Origin of the sequence: Flavobacterium limi, from assembly GCF_010645075.1 — a bacterium.
Taxonomy (GTDB): Bacteria; Bacteroidota; Bacteroidia; order Flavobacteriales; family Flavobacteriaceae; genus Flavobacterium; species Flavobacterium limi.
This window is the reverse complement of the sequence record NZ_JAADZV010000011.1, coordinates 50,120-68,771: the sequence shown is the minus strand read 5'-3', so window position 1 is coordinate 68,771 and position 18,652 is coordinate 50,120. Positions and strand designations below refer to the sequence as shown.

14 protein-coding genes are annotated in these 18,652 nt (G+C 33.5%); 10 read left to right on the top strand and 4 right to left on the bottom strand.

Annotated elements, in window-relative coordinates; genetic code table 11:
- Positions 1-73: 73 nt before the first annotated feature.
- The 10 genes from atpG to GXM16_RS19370 all read left to right on the top strand — a co-directional run bounded on the left by atpG (position 74) and on the right by GXM16_RS19370 (position 12,982).
- On the top strand, positions 74-934 hold the full coding sequence (gene atpG, locus GXM16_RS19415) for an ATP synthase F1 subunit gamma (RefSeq protein WP_163396156.1): 861 nt from the start codon (positions 74-76) through the stop codon (positions 932-934).
- Positions 935-3,228: 2,294 nt separating this feature from the next.
- Positions 3,229-4,689, top strand: coding sequence for a lipopolysaccharide biosynthesis protein (locus GXM16_RS19410; protein ID WP_163396155.1), 1,461 nt, complete (start codon positions 3,229-3,231; stop codon positions 4,687-4,689).
- A 21-nt stretch (positions 4,690-4,710) separates the two neighbouring features.
- On the top strand, positions 4,711-5,145 hold the full coding sequence (dut, locus tag GXM16_RS19405; RefSeq protein WP_163396154.1) for a dUTP diphosphatase: 435 nt from the start codon (positions 4,711-4,713) through the stop codon (positions 5,143-5,145).
- Between the two features lie 74 nt (positions 5,146-5,219).
- Positions 5,220-6,236, top strand: a complete 1,017-nt coding sequence (locus tag GXM16_RS19400; RefSeq protein ID WP_163396153.1) for a sugar phosphate nucleotidyltransferase — start codon at positions 5,220-5,222, stop codon at positions 6,234-6,236.
- Between the two features lie 33 nt (positions 6,237-6,269).
- Positions 6,270-7,619, top strand: coding sequence for a tetratricopeptide repeat protein (locus GXM16_RS19395; protein WP_163396227.1), 1,350 nt, complete (start codon positions 6,270-6,272; stop codon positions 7,617-7,619).
- Between the two features lie 2 nt (positions 7,620-7,621).
- Complete coding sequence (gene lolB1 / locus GXM16_RS19390) at positions 7,622-8,398, top strand: lipoprotein insertase outer membrane protein LolB1 (RefSeq protein ID WP_163396152.1); 777 nt, start codon at positions 7,622-7,624, stop codon at positions 8,396-8,398.
- Positions 8,399-8,420: 22 nt separating this feature from the next.
- The gene (locus GXM16_RS19385) at positions 8,421-9,674 is read left to right on the top strand and encodes a murein hydrolase activator EnvC family protein (RefSeq protein ID WP_163396151.1); all 1,254 of its coding nucleotides are present in this window, start codon (positions 8,421-8,423) and stop codon (positions 9,672-9,674) included.
- 117 nt (positions 9,675-9,791) lie between these two features.
- Complete coding sequence (gene rbfA / locus GXM16_RS19380; RefSeq protein ID WP_163396150.1) at positions 9,792-10,184, top strand: 30S ribosome-binding factor RbfA; 393 nt, start codon at positions 9,792-9,794, stop codon at positions 10,182-10,184.
- A gap of 1 nt (position 10,185) precedes the next feature.
- Complete coding sequence (locus GXM16_RS19375; RefSeq protein WP_163396149.1) at positions 10,186-11,385, top strand: ABC transporter permease; 1,200 nt, start codon at positions 10,186-10,188, stop codon at positions 11,383-11,385.
- 169 nt (positions 11,386-11,554) lie between these two features.
- Entirely contained in the window at positions 11,555-12,982 is a 1,428-nt protein-coding gene (locus GXM16_RS19370) for an MATE family efflux transporter (protein WP_163396148.1), read from the top strand.
- Positions 12,983-13,023: 41 nt separating this feature from the next.
- Here the strand turns inward: GXM16_RS19370 and dusB are convergent, their stop codons facing one another.
- From dusB to GXM16_RS19350, 4 genes are all read right to left on the bottom strand, one after another.
- Positions 13,024-14,016: a tRNA dihydrouridine synthase DusB gene (dusB, locus tag GXM16_RS19365; protein ID WP_163396147.1), complete on the bottom strand. Its 993-nt coding sequence runs from the start codon at positions 14,014-14,016 to the stop codon at positions 13,024-13,026.
- A 157-nt stretch (positions 14,017-14,173) separates the two neighbouring features.
- A complete protein-coding gene (gene flxY, locus GXM16_RS19360; RefSeq protein ID WP_163396146.1) occupies positions 14,174-15,469 on the bottom strand; it encodes a flexirubin biosynthesis putative acyl-CoA ligase FlxY in 1,296 nt (431 codons plus the stop codon).
- A complete protein-coding gene (locus tag GXM16_RS19355) occupies positions 15,466-17,133 on the bottom strand; it encodes a C45 family autoproteolytic acyltransferase/hydrolase (protein WP_163396145.1) in 1,668 nt (555 codons plus the stop codon). Before GXM16_RS19355 ends, flxY begins: the two co-directional genes overlap by 4 nt.
- A 6-nt stretch (positions 17,134-17,139) precedes the next feature.
- Positions 17,140-18,651, bottom strand: a complete 1,512-nt coding sequence (locus GXM16_RS19350) for a phytoene desaturase family protein (RefSeq protein ID WP_163396144.1) — start codon at positions 18,649-18,651, stop codon at positions 17,140-17,142.
- Position 18,652 lies beyond the last annotated feature (1 nt).

Here is an 18,652-nt window from a genome sequence, read left to right as displayed (position 1 = left end):
TAGATAATTAGATAATGAATCAGCATTAATCTAATTATCTAATTTTCAAATTGTCACATTTTCTAATTAATAGATGGCAAATTTAAAGGAAATCCGTAATAGAATTACTTCCGTTTCATCGACGATGCAGATTACATCGGCTATGAAAATGGTTTCTGCTGCAAAGCTTAAGAAAGCACAAGATGCAATCACTGCAATGCGCCCTTATGCCGAGAAATTAACAGAGTTACTGCAAAATCTTTCTGCTACACTTGATGGTGAAGTTGGAGGAGATTACACAGCACAACGTGAAGTAAAAAAAGTATTGCTTGTAGCAATAACTTCTAACAGAGGTTTATGTGGTGCATTCAATTCAAATGTTATTAAAGAAATCAAAAACCGTAGTGAATTTTACGCAGGAAAACAGGTTGATGTTTTTCCTATTGGTAAAAAAGGAAACGATGTTTTGGCTAAAACACATAAAGTTCATGGCCATCATAATGCAATTTTTGATCATTTAACTTTTGAAAATGTTGCTGCTATTGCAGATAATTTGACTGAAAGATTTTTATCTGGAGAGTACGACAGAATCGAATTGGTTTACAATCAGTTTAAGAATGCTGCTACTCAAATTGTTCAGGTTGAACAGTTTTTGCCTTTAGCTCCAATTAAATCTGACGAATCAGTTTCTGCAGGAGATTATATTTTCGAGCCTTCCAAAGAAGAAATTGTTTTGACTTTGATTCCAAAATCATTAAAAACACAATTATACAAGGGTATTCGTGATTCGTTTGCTTCAGAACACGGAGCACGTATGACAGCTATGCACAAAGCAACTGACAACGCAACAGAATTAAGAAATCAATTAAAATTGACTTATAACAAAGCACGTCAGGCTGCTATTACTAACGAAATCTTAGAAATTGTTGGTGGTGCTGAAGCTTTAAACGGATAAATTTCATTCGATAATACAAAAACAAAAAGAGCCTACAGTTAATTGCAGGCTCTTTTTACTTTTTAAGAATTCCCCATAAAAATATTAAATCTTATATAATAAAATTTAATATTAATCCTTAAAATTTTTTTTAAAATGGTGATTCCGGAGAATTCTTTTCCCCAAGAATCAGTACCATTTTAAAAGATTTTTAGTGGATTAAACCACTTTGCTTTGTTTTAATGGGAACAAACTAGCTTTATTAATCCCAGTGCTTTGTTTTTTTGAGGGTTACTTATTAGCTATATCAATCCCGATGCTTTGTTTTTAGGGTACAAATAGCTAAATTATCCCCGCTTTGCTTTTTTACGGGTTGCATATCAGCTGTCAATCCCGGTGCTTTGTTTTAATGGGAACAAACTAGCTTTATTAATCCCAGTACTCACTTTTTAAAGGGTTATATTCAGCTCTAACAATCCCTGTGCTTTGTTTTTATGGGAAACAACTAGCTTTATCAACCCAATGCTCACTTTTTTAAAGGGTTATATTCAGCTCTAACAATCCCTTATGCTTTGTTTTTAAGGGAAACAAACTAGCTTTATCAACCCAATGCTCACTTTTTAAAGGGTTATATTCAGCTCTAACAATCCCTGTGCTTTGTTTTTACGGGGACAAACTAGCTTTATCAACCCGGTGCTCACTTTTTAAAGGGTTATATTCAGCTCTAACAATCCCTTGTGCTTTGTTTTTTTAATGGGAACAAATAGCTTTATAATCCCAATGCTTAGTTTTTTTTTGAGGGTTACATGAGCTTTAATCAATCCCGTGCTCTGTTTTTATAAGGTTACATATCAGCTGTATCAATCCTAAATTATGCTTTGTTTTTTAATGGGAACAAACTAGCTTCATCAACCCGTTGCTTTGTTTTTTTGAGGGTTACATATCAGCTGTATCAATCCCTTATTTTTTTACAATTTTTTATAAAAAAGATTTGCTTTTTTAGTATTACAAATATTTAATTATATTATTAAAACCACAATACCCACATTTAGTGATTTTTAATTTTTGTTTTTTTATAGACAATTGTAAGTTTATAAGAATTTGGTTTTCTTTGAGTTAGCTTAACATAATTAATTTGTTACCTAATTATTATGTGACATAAAAGTTGTATTATAGAGATTTAATAATACTATTTGAAAATTTTTATTCCAAGAATATTAAGGTAAATTAGTCCGTTAATTTTATAGACTTAAAAAGAAAAGGAAAGAGCCAACTAAAAGCTGGCTCTTTTTATATGGTAGTTTTATAATTTTTTATAAACTATAAAATGGTGATCCTCAACTTCCCCAAAAAATTGAGAATCAATACCATTTTATAAACAATAGACAGATTATTATCTGTTGTGCTTTGTCTTTTATGGGAACAAACTAGCTTTATCAGTCCCAGTGCTCTGTTTTTTTGAAAGGGTTACATTTCAGCAGAATCAATCCCTTTTGCTTTGTCTTTTATGGGAACAAACTAGCTTTATTAGTCCCAGTGCTCTGTTTTTTTAGGGTTACAATACAGCAGAATCAATCCCTTTTGCTTTGTCTTTTATGGGAACAAACAAGCTTTATCAGTCCCAGTGCTTCCTTTTTTATAAGGGTTGTATTTAGCTTTCTCAATCCCTGTGAGACAAATTTATGAAGAGACTACAAAAAAAATGTTACATAATTTTCCGGTTTAATTTATATATTTCACATGTGTAGGTTTTTTTACCCATAATTAATGTTTAAGAATAGTATTTTAAATTTATTCTCACCAAGACCTTATACGAGCTCAATATTAACAAATGCTGGATCAAATCGATACCATCTGATTTCTTTGTGACAATAAACTTATATAACACAAAGGGTTTTTTGAAATAATAATAATTACCCAAATTTCAGTTTTTGAAAATGAACAGCCTTTTGGGCTGAAAGGTTGTTGGTCAGTTACTAAATCAGATGGGCAAATATTTAGAGGTTGATAATTTTGTTGTAAATCCATAATATTGCGCAAAAGGAATTGACAAAAAGCTTACAGATTATAGTGATCAAAAAAAGCCCGGAATTAGTTTAAGTTACATTTTTTCACGATGCTTTCATCTGAAATTTGAAGGCTATGGGTGTTATTAACAAAGGTTATAATCCAAAAGGTTTCATTTTGTGAAGGTTTTAGATGAAAATAAATTAACTGATTAAAATTGTCGTGAAGTTTTTTTATTGAATCTTCAAAAGGGCCAATAAAACCAAAGAATTGGTTATTTTTGTTTTCCGAACTTTATACTAATTATTTTGGGATTATATAAAAATCTATTCAAACAAACTGCAATTTATGGACTGGCAACTGTTTTACCACGAATGCTCAGTTTTTTATTGGTCAGATTATATACCGGTATTTTACCTACAGCTGAATATGGCGAGGTTTCGATTGTTTTGTCCTGGATGGTTTTCTTTAATGTGATTCTTTCATACGGAATGGAAACCGCATTTTTTAGATTTTACAGCGCCGAGGATGACAAGAAAAATGTAATTGCTACAGCAACAATATCAGTATTCTGGACTTCAATCGGATTTTTGTTTGCTGCTTTAATTTTTAGAAATACACTGGCAAACTGGGCAGAAGTTGATACGCAATATGTTACCTATTCGGTGTGGATTTTGGTTCTGGATGCTTTGGTTTTAATACCATTTTCTAAACTTAGAGCCAATCAGCGTCCAATGGTTTATGCAGCTATTAAAATTGGAAATGTCATTATAAATCTTCTTCTGAATATCTTTTTCTTATTGTATTTACCAAAACTGGCAACTCAAAATCCTAATTCAGTTTGGGACAATTTATATGTAGAAAATTTCCAGATTGCCTATATTTTTATAGCAAATCTTCTGGCAAGTTTAGCTACATTTATTGTGCTTTCGCCAAATTATCTTTCACTAGGAAGAAGATTTGATCCTGTAATTTGGAAAAAAATGATGAAATATGGTTTGCCAATTCTTGTTGCCGGAATAGCATTTGCTGTTAACGAACATTTTGATAAAATTTTACTGGGGTATTTATTGCCTGAAAATCTGGCCAAATCAGAAGTTGGGGCTTATTCAGCATGTTATAAGTTAGGACTGTTTATGGTTTTGTTTGCCACGGCATTCAGACTCGGGATAGAACCTTTCTTTTTCAGTCATGCAAAAAATGAAAATGCGCCACAAACATATGCGGTAATTACTAAATATTTTGTGATTTTAGGATCACTGATTTTATTGGGTGTGATTGTTTTTGCAGATATTTTAAAACTCCTTTTACTTGATAATAAATCATATTGGGAAGCCATGAAAGTTGTTCCTTTAATTATTCTGGCTAATTTTTTCTTAGGAATTTATAATAATTTATCTGTATGGTATAAATTGACAGATAAAACAAGAATAGGTGCATACATTTCTATCATTGGTGCCATAGTAACATTAGTTTTAAATTATGTATTAATTCCAAAATATAGCTATTACGGATCAGCAATTGCAACGATTTCAGCTTATGGAAGCATGATGTTTATTTCCTATATATTAGGAAACAAATATTATCCTATACCTTATGATATGAATAAAATTGGAGCTTATTTAGGAATTTCAATTGTATTTTCAGCTATTTCTTTTTATTGGTTTAGAGAAAATTATTTTGTTGGAATTCCGCTACTTTTAGGGTTCATTTATTTTGTTTATCATAACGAAAAAGACACAATCAAAGGAATTATAAATAAAAAATAATGCCTAAAATTTTAAAATAAAATGAAAATACAAATTATCAATAAATCGCAGCACGACTTACCAAATTATGAAACAATTGCTTCGGCAGGAATGGATTTACGTGCCAGTTTAACCGAATCAATAACACTAAAACCATTAGAAAGAACCATCATAAAAACGGGTCTTTTTATTGAGTTACCAATTGGGTATGAAGCGCAGGTTAGACCAAGAAGCGGATTAGCTGCAAAAAAAGGCATAACTGTCTTAAATTCTCCAGGCACTGTCGATGCAGATTACAGAGGAGAAATAGGTGTAATTTTAGTAAATTTATCAAATGAAGAATTTGTAATTGAAAACGGAGAACGTATTGCACAATTGATTATTGCAAAACACGAAAGAGCAGAGTGGATCCAGGTAGAGGAAATTTCTGAAACTTCAAGAGGAGCTGGTGGTTTTGGAAGTACAGGTGTTAAATAATTTGCGTAATCTGTTTTAAAATTTTAAACCAAACTAAGAAGATTTTCCTGTCTTCTATAAAAATAAATACAAAAATGAAAATAATCGTCCCAATGGCAGGTCGCGGATCGAGACTGCGACCTCATACTTTAACCGTTCCAAAACCATTAATTCCTGTAGCAGGAAAATCAATCGTACATCGTTTGGTTGAGGATATTGCCAAAATATTAAAAGAACCAATCGAAGAAGTTGCCTTTATTTTAGGTGACGAAGCTTTTTTTGGTGATGATGTTGTATCAAGTTTACAGGATTTAGCTAAAGGTCTGGGGGCAAAAGCATCTATTTATCGTCAGGATTTACCATTAGGAACCGGTCATGCAATTATGTGTGCCAAAGATTCTTTATCAGGACCGGCCGTAATTGCTTATGCAGATACTTTAATCAGAGCCGATTTTGAACTGGATCCGGCAGCAGATTCTGTAATTTGGGTAAAACAGGTTGATCAGCCGGAAGCATTTGGTGTAGTAAAATTAAATGCGAATAATGAAATCATTGAATTGGTTGAAAAACCAAAAGAATTCGTTAGTGATTTAGCCGTTATCGGAATTTACTATTTTAAAGAAGTGGGAGATTTGAAAAAAGAACTTCAGGGTGTTTTGGATAATAATATTCAAAATGGAGGTGAGTATCAAATCAACGATGGTATTAAAGCCATGATGGCTAACGGAAAAGTTTTTAAAACCGGAAGCGTTGACGAATGGATGGACTGCGGAAATAAAGATGTAACGGTGGAAACCAATTCAAGAATGTTAGGTTTTTTACATAATGACGGAGAGCATTTAGTGGATTATAATGTGACTTTAGAAAATTCAACCATTATTCCGCCTTGTTATATTGGAGAAAATGTAGTGTTGAAAAATACAACTGTAGGTCCAAATGTTTCTTTAGGAAAAGGAACACGTGTTGAAAACAGTACCATTAAAAACAGTTTGGTGCAAACCAGTTCACATATAAAAAATGCTGATTTAGATAATGCAATGATTGGAAATCATGTGAGTTATGATGGAAAATTCAAAAGTATCAGCATTGGTGATTATTCTGTTTTTGAATAAAAAATGATAATTTGAAATGAAATTATGTAAATGATGAAAAAGAGGGTGTTATTAATTTTATTCCTGGTTTTGTTTGGCAATTCAGTTTTGGTTATGGCACAAACTGAACCAGAAGATATTGCTGTAGCTACCGATGAATATCAGGACTCTTTTTATGAATCATTAAAACAGAAAGGAATTGAAAATTATGATAAAGCAATTGTATCACTAGAAAAATGCATTAAGCTGAAACCCAATGATGCTGTCGCTTATTTTGAACTTGGAAAAAACTATTTAAAGTTAAAGGATTATCAAAATGCTCAGAATTCATTTGAAAAAGCGATTCAGATAGATCCAAAAAACAAATGGTACTGGCTAGGCATTTACGATGTAAGTTTTGAAACCAAAAATTACCCTCTGGCAATTGAAACAATCCAAAAAATTATTCCGTTTGACGAAGAGTATAAAGACGATTTGATTTCATTATATATGATTACCAATCAGTTTGAAAAAGCACTTTTGGCAATCAATGAAATGAATGATAAATACGGAAAATCGGAAGATCGCGAAAGATATAAGCAACAGATTTTATCTCAGGGCAAATTTCAAAATACCGAAATTGATAATTTGATAAGTCAGATTAAACAAAATCCAAAAGAAGAATCTAATTATGTCAACCTGATTTTGTTATATTCAAAAACAGCAGAAACAGATAAAGCTTTGGAAGTTTCAAAACAACTCGCAAAGGAAATTCCAACATCAGAATGGGCCCAGTTAAGTTTGTTTAAAGGACATTTAGATCAAAATCAGGCAGACAAAGCGATAAAAGCAATGAATTTTATTTTATCCAGTCCAAAAATAGATTCCAAAATTAAGCACAGAACGCTGAATGAATTTTTGATTTATGTGAATAAAAATCCGCAATATTCGTCCGATCTAGAAATAGCAATTGGCTATTTTGACAACGATCCGAATGTAGATGTAGCTAAAGAAATTGGTAAATTTTACCACAGTAAAAACCAATTTGAGAATGCGATTAAATATTATGAAAAACATTTAAGCGCCAATTCAGATACAGATCGTGAAACTAATTTGCTTTTGCTTGAAGCATATTCACAAGCAAAACAATTTGAACCAATGACAAAAAAGGCAATGACCATGATTGAAGTTTATCCAAGTCAGCCGCAATTTTATTATTATGCAGGGTTAGGAAGTAATCAATTAAAGCAATTTAAGAACGCAAAAACCGTTTTAGAAATGGGACTTGATTATGTTGTGGATGATAAAAAGATGGAAGCAAATTTTAATATTCAGTTGGGAGAGGCGTATAATGGATTGGGTGATGCTAAGAAAAAAGAGGAATACTTTTTGAAAGCTAATGAATTATTAAAACAAAAAAAGTAAAGATGAAAAAATATATAGCAATACTAATAGTAACAATTTTAATGATTTCTTGTAAATCAAAAGCTGTTGCAGTGCAAAATAGTAATACAGAAACCACAGTCAAGATTGATAATAAAACAGTAGAAAAGCATTACGAGAACAAATTAGATTTTTCGACATTATACATCAAAGCCAGCGCAAAGTATGAAGATGAAAAGCAAAGTCAGAATGTAACAGCTGAAATTAAAATTGAAAAAGACAAGCAAATTCTAGTGAGCGTTCGTTTTCTCGGAATCACAATGGCAAAAGCTTTAATTACACCAACAACAGTAAGTTATTATGAAAAAATAAAAGGCAGTTATTATGAAGGAGATTTCACAAGCTTAAGTAAATGGCTGGGGACAGAATTAAATTACAATAAAGTGCAAAATCTATTAGTGGGTGAAGCTTTAGATGATTTAAGAAAAGGGAAATATACCCAAACTATCGTAGAGAACCTTATTCGCTTGGAAGATGAAAAAGAAACAAACCTGAAAAAAACTTTTTTTCTAGAGCCTGAAAAATATTTAATTCAGAAAGAGCAAATTTCGCAAGCTTCGGAAAACAGAATGTTAGAAATTAAATATTCTGACAATAAGGTTTTTAATCAGGGGACGCTTCCAACAAATATTGAAATTAATGCCATTCAGCCAAAAGGGAAAACAAATATTAATTTAAATTACAATAGTATTTCGTTTAACGAAGAACTTTCTTTTCCATATAGTGTTCCAAGTGGCTATAAAAAAGTTATAATTGACTAAATTTGCAAAAAGATATCAAAAAATGCCAAAATTTCTCCTAAGCCTAATTTTTATATGCGCCACAGCTTTTGTCTGGGGACAGGACTCGCAACAAGAAAAACTGGAACAGCGAAAAGCTCAGATTCAGCAGCAAATCAGGGACAATGAAAAAATGCTGCAATCGGTAAAGAAAAAGGAAAAGTCTGCTGTAAATGTTTTTTTGATCCAGCAGAACAAAATAAAACTTAAAGAGAAATTGATTAATACTACTTCTAAGCAGGAACGAGTTTTAGGCAATGACATGTATATTAATCAATTAAAAGTTAATAAACTAAAAAGAGAATTAGCAGCCCTAAAAGAAGATTATGCCAAGATGATTTTAAAATCATACAAAAGCCGTTCAGAACAGAGCCGGGCGATGTTTATTTTGTCTTCTGAAAGTTTTTTACAAGCATATAAAAGAGCACAATATTTAAAACAATATACTAATTTCAGAAAAAACCAAGGGTTAGAAATACAATCTAAAACAGCAGAACTAGTTGAGTATAATGCTAAATTAGATGGTCAGAGAAAAGAAAAGAAAAAGATAATTGTTGAAAATCAAAAAGAAAAACAAAGCCTTGAAGTTGAAAAGAAAGAACAGCAAAAGTTAGTGAATTCGCTTAAAAAAGATAAGAATAAAATTATTGCCGATACAAGAAGTAAACAGCAGGAGTCTAAAAGAATTGACAGACAAATTGACCGTTTAATTCGTGAAGCAATTGCTGAAGCAAACAGAAAAGCTGCGTTAGAAAGGGCAAAGGAAAATCCCGGCTCGACTACAGCTAAAGCCCCAGTTTCGTCATCAAAAATTGCATTGACACCTGAAGGTAAAATATTAGCTGCTGATTTTAAGGCAAACAGAGGAAAATTACCATGGCCGGTAGAAAAAGGATTCATCTCATTAGGATATGGAGATCAGCCACACCCGCTTTATCCTACTTTAACCGTTCATAATTCAGGAGTCGAGATTACTACTGAATCAGGAGCTACTGCAAGAGCAGTATTTGAAGGTGAAGTATCAAGTATTATGGTCTTATCGCCAATCAACAGAGCAGTTATGATTCAGCACGGAGATTATTTTACTGTTTATCAAAATCTGAGTCAGGTTTTTGTAAACAAAGGTGATAAGGTTAATATCAAACAAAGTATTGGAAAAGTAAGAACCAGCGGGGATACAGGTAAAACAGTAATCAAGTTTTTGATTCTTCAAAATACATCAAACAATAATCCGGAAGGCTGGTTACAAAACAGATAAGAATATAGGGAGCGTTTTGCTCCCTTTTTTGTGATATACAAAATTTAATTTTTGAATTGAAATTGCTTCTTTCGATCGAAATTATACGATTGAATTTAAAAATAGTATTTTTGCAGTATGGAAACAAACAGACAGAAAAAAATAGGAGGTGTCATTCAGAAAGATCTGGTTGATATTTTGCAGGGAGAAGTGAGAAAAAACGGAATCAATAATTTAGTAATTTCGGTATCCAAAGTAAGTGTTACTACTGATTTATCTGTGGCGACAGTATATTTAAGCATATTTCCACAAGAAAAAGCAAAAGAAACTTTAGCAGGAATTAAATCTAATACAGCTTTAATAAAACATGATTTATCACAACGTGTACGTTTGCAATTACGTCGTGTGCCTAACTTAGTATTTTTTATTGATGACTCATTAGATTATATCGAAAAAATTGACAATGCTTTAGCAGGCAAAGAGAACCCAATTGAAAACCGTGATCTTTTAGAAAAAAGAAGAAAATCATAAATTGAATTTCCCCCTTTACATAGCCAAACGTTATCTTTTAAGTATAAGCAAAAATAATGCTATTAATATCATCAATTTAATTGCCAGTCTTGGAATTATTGTTGGTACCATGGCATTATTTGTGGTTTTGTCCGTTTTTAGCGGATTGAAGGTTTTTAGTCTTTCTTTTACCAATGAAATTGATCCTGATCTAAAAATGACCAGTACCTATGGAAAGTCATTTTTAATTACACCTGATCAGGAAACTCAAATTAAGAAAATAGAAGGTGTAGCTTCCTACACTAAAATTATCGAAGAACGTGTTTTGTTTTTATTTAAAGACAAACAACAGGTTACTTATTTAAAAGGTGTAGACAGTCTTTATCCTGTCGTAAACGATGTCAAAAAAAAGCTGTTTAATGGGCAGTGGCTAAAACCGGACAGTTATCAGGTTGTGATTGGATATGGAATTACGCAGGATTTTTCTATGGGAATTCTGGATTTTGAGAATCCATTACAGATTTTTGCGCCTAAACCCGGAAAAGGAGCAATTGACAATCCCCAAGAAGCTTTCAATAAAACAGATGTATTGCCTGTCGGGATTTATTCTATCAGCGAAGAACTGGATTCTAAATATGTATTCGCTGATTTAGGTTTGGTACAGGAATTATTAATGTATAAAACCAATCAGATTTCGGGAATCGAATTAAAATTCAAACCAAATGCTGATGAGAAAGCGATACGCTCTCAACTACAGACTATTTTCAAAAATAAAATTACCCTGAAAAACAGGGCAGAACTTAATGAGTCATTATATAAGATGCTCAATACTGAAAACATAGTTGTTTATTTGATCTTCACGCTCGTTATAATTGTGGCACTTTTTAATTTGGTAGGAGCCTTAATTATGATGATTTTAGAAAAGAAAGGAAACTTAAAAACACTTTTCAACCTGGGAACCGAAATTAATCATCTTCGAAAAATATTTTTGCTTCAGGGAACTTTACTCAGTGTTTTTGGCGGTATAATTGGTCTTGTCTTGGGGATGATTTTAGTTCTTCTTCAACAACAATATGAACTGATTATGATTACGCCAACTTTGGCTTATCCTGTTGTTTTTTCTTTAGAAAATGTATTCATTGTAATGGCAACTATTGTTTCGCTTGGTTTTGTGGCTTCCTTAATTGCCAGCAGCCGCGTTAGTAAAAAATTACTGGATTAATATTTTTTCTAAAAAATACTTATATTTACTGCCTCAAAAATTCTACAGCATATGATTGTTTCTGCTTAATCCTATTTTATTTTTTTAAATAATTAGGATACTTACGCTTTTTACTTTTCAGTTCAGGTTTATAGAATCTGGACAAATTTATCATTTATCCTAAAATATCATGACAGAAACAGTTATAAAGAAAAATCTATTTTCTAAAATTTTAACTACATTAAAACAAGCCCTTAAAGGCGACGAATCTTTCGACTATACATCCGGCAGTATCAAAAAAGCAGTAATTCTATTAGCCATTCCGATGGTTTTGGAAATGATGATGGAATCGGTTTTTGCTTTGGTCGATTTATATTTCGTCGGGCATTTAGAAAACAGCAGTTTTGCAATTCAGACCGTTGGTTTAACAGAATCGGTATTAACAGTTATTTATTCACTGGCTATCGGGATGAGTATGGCGGCGACAGCAGTGGTGGCGAGACGTATTGGAGAAAAAGATCCGATAGCAGCTGCAAAAGCCGGAATGCAGGCTATTATTATTGCTTTTGCAGTTAATAGTGTATTGAGCATTTTCGGAATTATTTATGCGAAAGATATTTTGATTTTAATGGGGTCCTCATTAGAATCTGCTGAGCACGGTTTTCGATTCACCCAAATTATGATTGGCTCGAGTTTGTGCATCATGCTTTTGTTTTTAATCAACGGAATATTTCGTGGTGCTGGAAATGCTGCAATCGCCATGAAAAGTCTTTGGATTGCAAATATCTGCAATATCATTTTGTGTCCGATTTTAATTAATGGCTTAGGGCCAGTTCCTGCTTTTGGATTAGTAGGAGCGGCTTTGGCTACAACTTTTGGAAGAAGCATTGGGGTTTTATACCAGTTATACCATTTGTTTTTTGGAAATGGTGTTTTAAAAATTAAAATTGCTTATTTCGCACCTGATTTTAAACAAATAAAGGCTTTAATAAAAATTGCAGCTCCGGGAATTTTACAATTCGTAATTGCGTCCTGCAGCTGGATCTTCCTGGCACAATTAGTAGCCACAACCGGAGGCGATCACGGTTCGGCAGGTTATCAGACCGCACTCAGGATTATGATGTTTTTCATTCTTCCTGCCTGGGGGTTGAGTAATGCGGCCGCAACTTTAGTCGGACAGAATTTGGGTGCAAAACAAATCGAACGTGCCGAGAAATCAGTTTTTACAACTGCCCGATACAATGTGATTTTCATGGCTTCGATTATGATTATTACATTAGTTTTTGGCAACTATATTATTTCTTTTTTCACTAATGATGAAATGGTAAAAACAATAGCAGCCGAAGCATTGCGAACGATGAGTATCGGATTTGTTTTCTACGGAATCGGAATGGTTTTAATCAATACCTTCAATGGTGCAGGAGATACCTGGACACCAACCGGAATCAATTTTTTCGGGTTTTGGTTATTTCAAATTCCATTGGCGTATGTTTTGGCCAAACATTTTAATATGGGACCAACTGGAGTTTTTATTGCTATTCCGGTTGCTGAAACTGCCATTACTTTAGCTGGAATCTTTTTCTACAAAAGAGGAAAGTGGAAACGGGTGCAAGTATAATAAAGCGAAAAGACCTTCAGTTACGAAGGTCTTTTTATGTTTTAAACAAATTCATATCCTGCATAAACCTGTTCAATTTCTTTCATAATGGCGAATAAATCTTCAGGGGCATCGGTGGTAACTAATTTTTGTTTGAATTCTTTGAACGAATGAATTCCTTTGAAGTAGTTGGTATAATGACGACGCATTTCTACAATTCCCAAACGTTCACCTTTCCAGTCCATTGACCATTGCAAATGATTTCTCGCAGCTTCAACACGATCAATAACGGTTGGGGCAGGCAGGTGTTCTCCGGTTTTAAAGAAATGTTTGATCTCGTTAAAAATCCACGGATAACCAATCGCAGCACGGCCAATCATGATACCGTCAATTCCGTATTCGTTTTTATATTGTAATGCTTTTTCCGGACTATCGATATCGCCGTTTCCGAAAATAGGCATGGTAATTCTTGGGTTGTTTTTTACACGTGCAATATGCGACCAGTCAGAATGACCTTTGTACATTTGGGCACGGGTTCTGGCGTGAATGGTCAAAGCCTGAACGCCAATATCCTGAAGCCTTTCTGCCACTTCATCAATATTAATGGAGCTGTCATCCCAGCCTAAGCGTGTTTTTACTGTAACAGGCAAATCAGTACCTTTGATGACCGCTTTGGTCAGACGTACCATTAAATCAACATCTTTTAAAACTCCGGCTCCGGCACCTCTGCAAACTACTTTTTTTACCGGACATCCAAAATTGATATCTACTAAATCCGGCTTTACAGTAGAAACAATTTTAGACGACATTTCCATCGCTTCTTCATCACCACCAAAAATCTGAATCCCGACAGGGCGTTCGTAATCAAAAATATCCAGTTTCATGCGGCTTTTTATAGCATCACGAATCAATCCTTCTGACGAAATAAATTCAGAGTACATCATGTCAGCACCATGTGTTTTGCATAATCTGCGAAACGGCGGATCACTAACATCTTCCATCGGTGCGAGTAATAAAGGAAATTCAGGTAATTCTATGTTGCCAATCTTGACCATCTTCAATATTTTTTGCAAAATTACAACATTTAGTTCAATTCACAGCAAAACATTCAATAAGCTGAAATTAAACCATATAAGTGATATAAGTTCATTTCAGCTTTACGCAAAGTTTAATATGAACTTATATAGCTTATATGGTGAAAAAAATAAGTTTCTATATGGTATTTCGGTAATCAAAAAACCGAATTGGTTTTCGGCTCATCGGATTAAAAACCAAAGGATTTAAAACTTCTTTTGAGGCGAATTCTATTTTTGGCGTTACTCTTAATTTAGCTCTAAAGTGATCTTTTATTTCCTGCAGAAATTCAGGAGTTTGGTTTTTAACCGCAATTTTTATCAGGATTTCATCCGTACCTAAATCATTGGTAGAAATTTCGATAAGATGATTTTCGATATTATCAAAACTGCTCAAAACATCGTTCATCGCAGGTGGATACAATGTTGTTCCTTTGTATTTGATCATTTGTTTTTTACGGCCGACAACCGGACCGACACGCAAAGTATTTCGCCCGCAAGAACATGGTTCATTGTGAAGCTGTACAATATCTCCGGTTTTAAAACGCAGTAAAGGCATGGCTTCAATTCCTAAAGTAGTAAAAGTCAGTTCGCCGGTTTCACCGTTTTTAACCGGCATATTATTTTCGTCAAGAACTTCAACAATAATTAATTCTGGATGATGATGTCCGCCTTTTCCATGTTCACACTCTGTAAAAGCGGTGCTCATTTCGGTAGAAGCATAAGTTGAATACAACTTGATATTCCATTTATCCGTAATTTTTTTGGATAAAATATTCATCGAAAAATCCTGTTCTCTCAAAGATTCCCCAATACAGATGGCGCCTTTTATGCTCGAATTATTATAATTGATTCCGTGGATTTCGGCATATTCAATTAATTTCAAAAGAAAAGAAGGAACGGTAATTAAATAACTGGGATTGTATTTTAAAATCGAATCCCACTGCATTTCCGGAATTCCCGCACCCACACGAATAACGCCAACTTTCAATTTTCGAAGACCCAAAAAATAAGCCAGACCAGCCATAAATTTTCGGTCAATTGTTGTCATTAACTGTACCACATCGCCTTCTGAAATTCCGGCGCAGGCAAACGAAATGGCTTCATTATAAGCCAATCGGTCTAAGTCAGAATCGGTTAAACCAAAAGTTACGGGATCACCTAAAGTACCTGAAGTCGAAGCGTAATCGATAATTTTATACTGCGGTACACACAAAAAATCATCGTTGTATTGTTGTAAATCCTCTTTTGTAGTTACAGGCAAAAATTGTAAATCTTCCAGCGTTTTCACTTTTGAAATATCAATATTTTGTCCGTCGAAAAGTCTTTTATAAAATGGAGAATTCCCGCTGATATACCCTAAAAGTTCAGCTAATTTTTGTTCCTGAAAAATTTTAATTTCCTCTAAAGATTTTTTTTCTATTGCCGGAATCATTGTAATTTTCTTTTGAGTTTTTTTAAATATTTTTCAATTTCTGCTTTTTCAGGAGCGGTAGTGATCTCTTTGGTCAGTGCTTTTTCAAAGTTTACCTGAGCCTGGTGAAATTCTTTTTTTTGGTAAAAGTACAATCCTGTTTTATAATACACAACCCAATAATCAGGGTTTAAAGATTGATAATTTTCAATGAATTCAGAAGAAATTGTTTCCTCTTTTTTCAGATACAAATCCATTTTGTGATCTTCAGTTTTAAACTTCTTATAGTTTTGAAAAGCTTCTGTTTTTATAAAAGGATCTTTGGCAATATTGAATTTTTCCTGTTCAAATGAAATTTTCGCATTCGATTTTTTGTCGTTAAAAACAGAATCTAAATTGTAACATACAAATTCGCCCAGCTGATAAGGATTAGCCGAAACCCAAACCAGTTTTTCTTTCGGTTTAAAAATAACTCCATGATGCGCCATTAACTGATTCAAAGCTTTTTCATTGCCGTAGCCCAACGGAAGATTATTTAAACCGTTTTTATCTCTGAGAATTTCTGAAGCAATCTGCGGATTTATTTTTTTATTTTCAGATAAAAGCTCCTGCATTCTTTCAAATCGGTATTCAGAATGACTATCTGCAATTTGTGCTAAATTTCGCTTATCATCCTTAAATGCTTCTCCCTGAAAATGATTCGAACAGATTAACTGACTGGTATTTGGCATATCATAAACATCGATTTTTTTTGGAGAAACCTCAATCAAAACGGCTTTGTTATCCTGAGCACTTCCTACCATAATAGATTCTGAAACAAATACTTTTCGTTTTTTGGCAATAGCGATCGCTTCGTCAATATTTTGAGCGTGCTGTAAAATTTCACGGGTCAGAATCGAAATCGGTGTTTTGGCAATAAGCGGAATTTTAGATTTTGAAGCATTAATGGTTACAGTTAAACCTTGTTGATTCATTCCGGAAACGGTTCCAATCATTCCGGGCCACGTAACCATCATAAAATTATAACCCTGTTTTGGTTTTACAAACGCAATGATTTTATTTTCTGCGAAAGCGTCATTTACATAAAAGTCAAAATTGCGTCCGAGAATCAAATTTGCGTCTTCAGATTTTTCATTCCATGCTGCAAAAGACGAACAGCCAACCAAGGCTAAATCCTGCAAAGCATGACCAATGTCGTGAGCAGCGTGCAGATATAATCCTCTTTGATATTGTGGTGCAATGTTGTCAAATTCAGTTGAAGTATATTGCGAAACCCCATAAATTTCTGTTTGATATTCTTCAGGAACATTCAGATATAATTTTCGGTTGAACCAGCTCAAAAAATGACGAAGCATTTTCTGCTGAAATTTTGACGGAACGATATCGGTTATTTTAGAGAAAAAAATACGCTGCTGTTTTTGCAAAAGTGAATCGGTCAGTGCTCCCGTTGTAAGTCCGATTTCTAAAGGATCTCCTTCGACATATAATTCCCAAAGACCCTGTTTATTTTTTGAAAACGAATTGATTCCAGAAATAAAAGAACTGTCAGAAAGTTTTGTTACAACTGGTTTTGCTGTATTATAATTTGAAATATCCGGCAGATGTTTTTTTGATTTTGCTATACCGCAGGAAACCAGTATTCCTAATAAACCAATAATTAAAAAATATGTAATTCGGTTTTTCATCACAGTTTAAGCCTGATTAATTTTTGTAATCAAATATTCTTTTCCAACAATTTCAGAGCAGGTCACAACAGCTCCAATGGTTACGCCCAAAACCCCGTGCATGTTGATGCTTTGTCCGGTGAGATACAAATTTTCTAATTTGGTTTTGGATGGAATCAAAGTTTTCATCGGATTGTTGGAATCTTTGACATAGCCGTACATATTTCCGTTATCGCCACCAATATAATCGCGATAGGAAAGAGGCGTTGATGTATGAACAGATTTAATACAATCTCTGATTCCTGGAAATTTTATTTCAATTTCATCTAAAAATTTAGCTGCTTTTCTGGCTTTGAATTCTTCATAACTTTCACCGCGATCGTTTTTTTCTACTGTTGTATTAAACGTTTCTGCCCAGGGCAAAACATCATCGAATTTCATGTAGGTTATAAAAGTCATTCCGTCAGCCCAGATTTCATTTTCTTTCGAAGCATTCATGGAAGCCATATATGTTTTTGGCCACGAATTTTCATCATATTCGTGAGCGGTCCACACTTCCTCGCTATTTTTAAAATGATAATAATTATGATTGATGTATTTGAAAGTTTCGGATTTAAAAACCAGATATAAACTAAAGGCCGAAAGCACGCCTTCCAAACTTTGAATTCTGTTAAAAAATGGTTTTCTGAAGTTCTCCTGACCCGCCATTTTCAAAGTAGTTTTGGGTTCAATATTCGAAATAAAAAGTTTTCCGGAAACCTGTGTTCCGTCTTTCATTTTAACCGAATTTACTTTGTGATTTTCGACTTCAAAATGGGTAACTTCTTTATGTTTATAAAATTCACCACCATGTTTTTTAAGCTGTTTCAAAAGCTGTTTGGTAATCTGGCTTCCTCCGTTGATACAACGCCATGAACTTTCTATATACGAATTTACAATGAGGGCATGAACATAAAAAGGTGATTTATCAGGAAGACCAGCGTACAGAAAATTAGAACCTGCCAATACGGCTTTTAGTTTTTCATTGTCTGTAAAGGAATCAATTGTTTCTTTAGCGTTGAGCATTAAAATTTCATCATCATATTTTCCTTCCCATTCTAAATTATAAAGAGGAAAAGAATCACAAATCGCTTTTAATTTTTCGCAGTAATTTTTAATATTTTCCTTTTCTTCAGGAAAATGTTTTTCTAACTGATGAATAAAATTTTCGTAACCCTGGGCATGAGGATATTCGGTATTGTCGTCTTCAAAAGAAATAATATCAAAAGCATTTTCATCTAATTTCTTCAGATTTAAATGATCGATAATTCCCAAATATTTAAAATACTGATGCAGGTTCTGACCTTCGCCTAAACCTCCGATGTAGTGAATTCCGGTATCAAAAATGGTTTTGTCGCGAACAAAAGTCTGCAGGTTTCCGCCGTACTGATTGTTTTTTTCGAGCACACAAACGCTGTAGCCTTCTTTAGCCAGAATAATGGCAGAAACTAATCCGCCCAAACCGCTTCCTACAATTACCGCGTCGTATTGCTCTTTCATT

Excerpts from the sequence above, each read along its gene's own strand:
- atpG (WP_163396156.1), top strand. The coding sequence starts at position 74 with ATGGCAAATTTAAAGGAAATCCGTAATAGAATTACTTCCGTTTCATCG.
- dut (WP_163396154.1), top strand. The coding sequence starts at position 4,711 with ATGAAAATACAAATTATCAATAAATCGCAGCACGACTTACCAAATTAT.
- GXM16_RS19400 (WP_163396153.1), top strand. The coding sequence starts at position 5,220 with ATGAAAATAATCGTCCCAATGGCAGGTCGCGGATCGAGACTGCGACCT.
- GXM16_RS19395 (WP_163396227.1), top strand. The coding sequence starts at position 6,270 with ATGAAAAAGAGGGTGTTATTAATTTTATTCCTGGTTTTGTTTGGCAAT.
- lolB1 (WP_163396152.1), top strand. The coding sequence starts at position 7,622 with ATGAAAAAATATATAGCAATACTAATAGTAACAATTTTAATGATTTCT.
- GXM16_RS19385 (WP_163396151.1), top strand. The coding sequence starts at position 8,421 with ATGCCAAAATTTCTCCTAAGCCTAATTTTTATATGCGCCACAGCTTTT.
- rbfA (WP_163396150.1), top strand. The coding sequence starts at position 9,792 with ATGGAAACAAACAGACAGAAAAAAATAGGAGGTGTCATTCAGAAAGAT.
- GXM16_RS19370 (WP_163396148.1), top strand. The coding sequence starts at position 11,555 with ATGACAGAAACAGTTATAAAGAAAAATCTATTTTCTAAAATTTTAACT.
- dusB (WP_163396147.1), bottom strand. The coding sequence starts at position 14,016 with ATGGTCAAGATTGGCAACATAGAATTACCTGAATTTCCTTTATTACTC.
- flxY (WP_163396146.1), bottom strand. The coding sequence starts at position 15,469 with ATGATTCCGGCAATAGAAAAAAAATCTTTAGAGGAAATTAAAATTTTT.
- GXM16_RS19355 (WP_163396145.1), bottom strand. The coding sequence starts at position 17,133 with ATGAAAAACCGAATTACATATTTTTTAATTATTGGTTTATTAGGAATA.
- GXM16_RS19350 (WP_163396144.1), bottom strand. The coding sequence starts at position 18,651 with ATGAAAGAGCAATACGACGCGGTAATTGTAGGAAGCGGTTTGGGCGGA.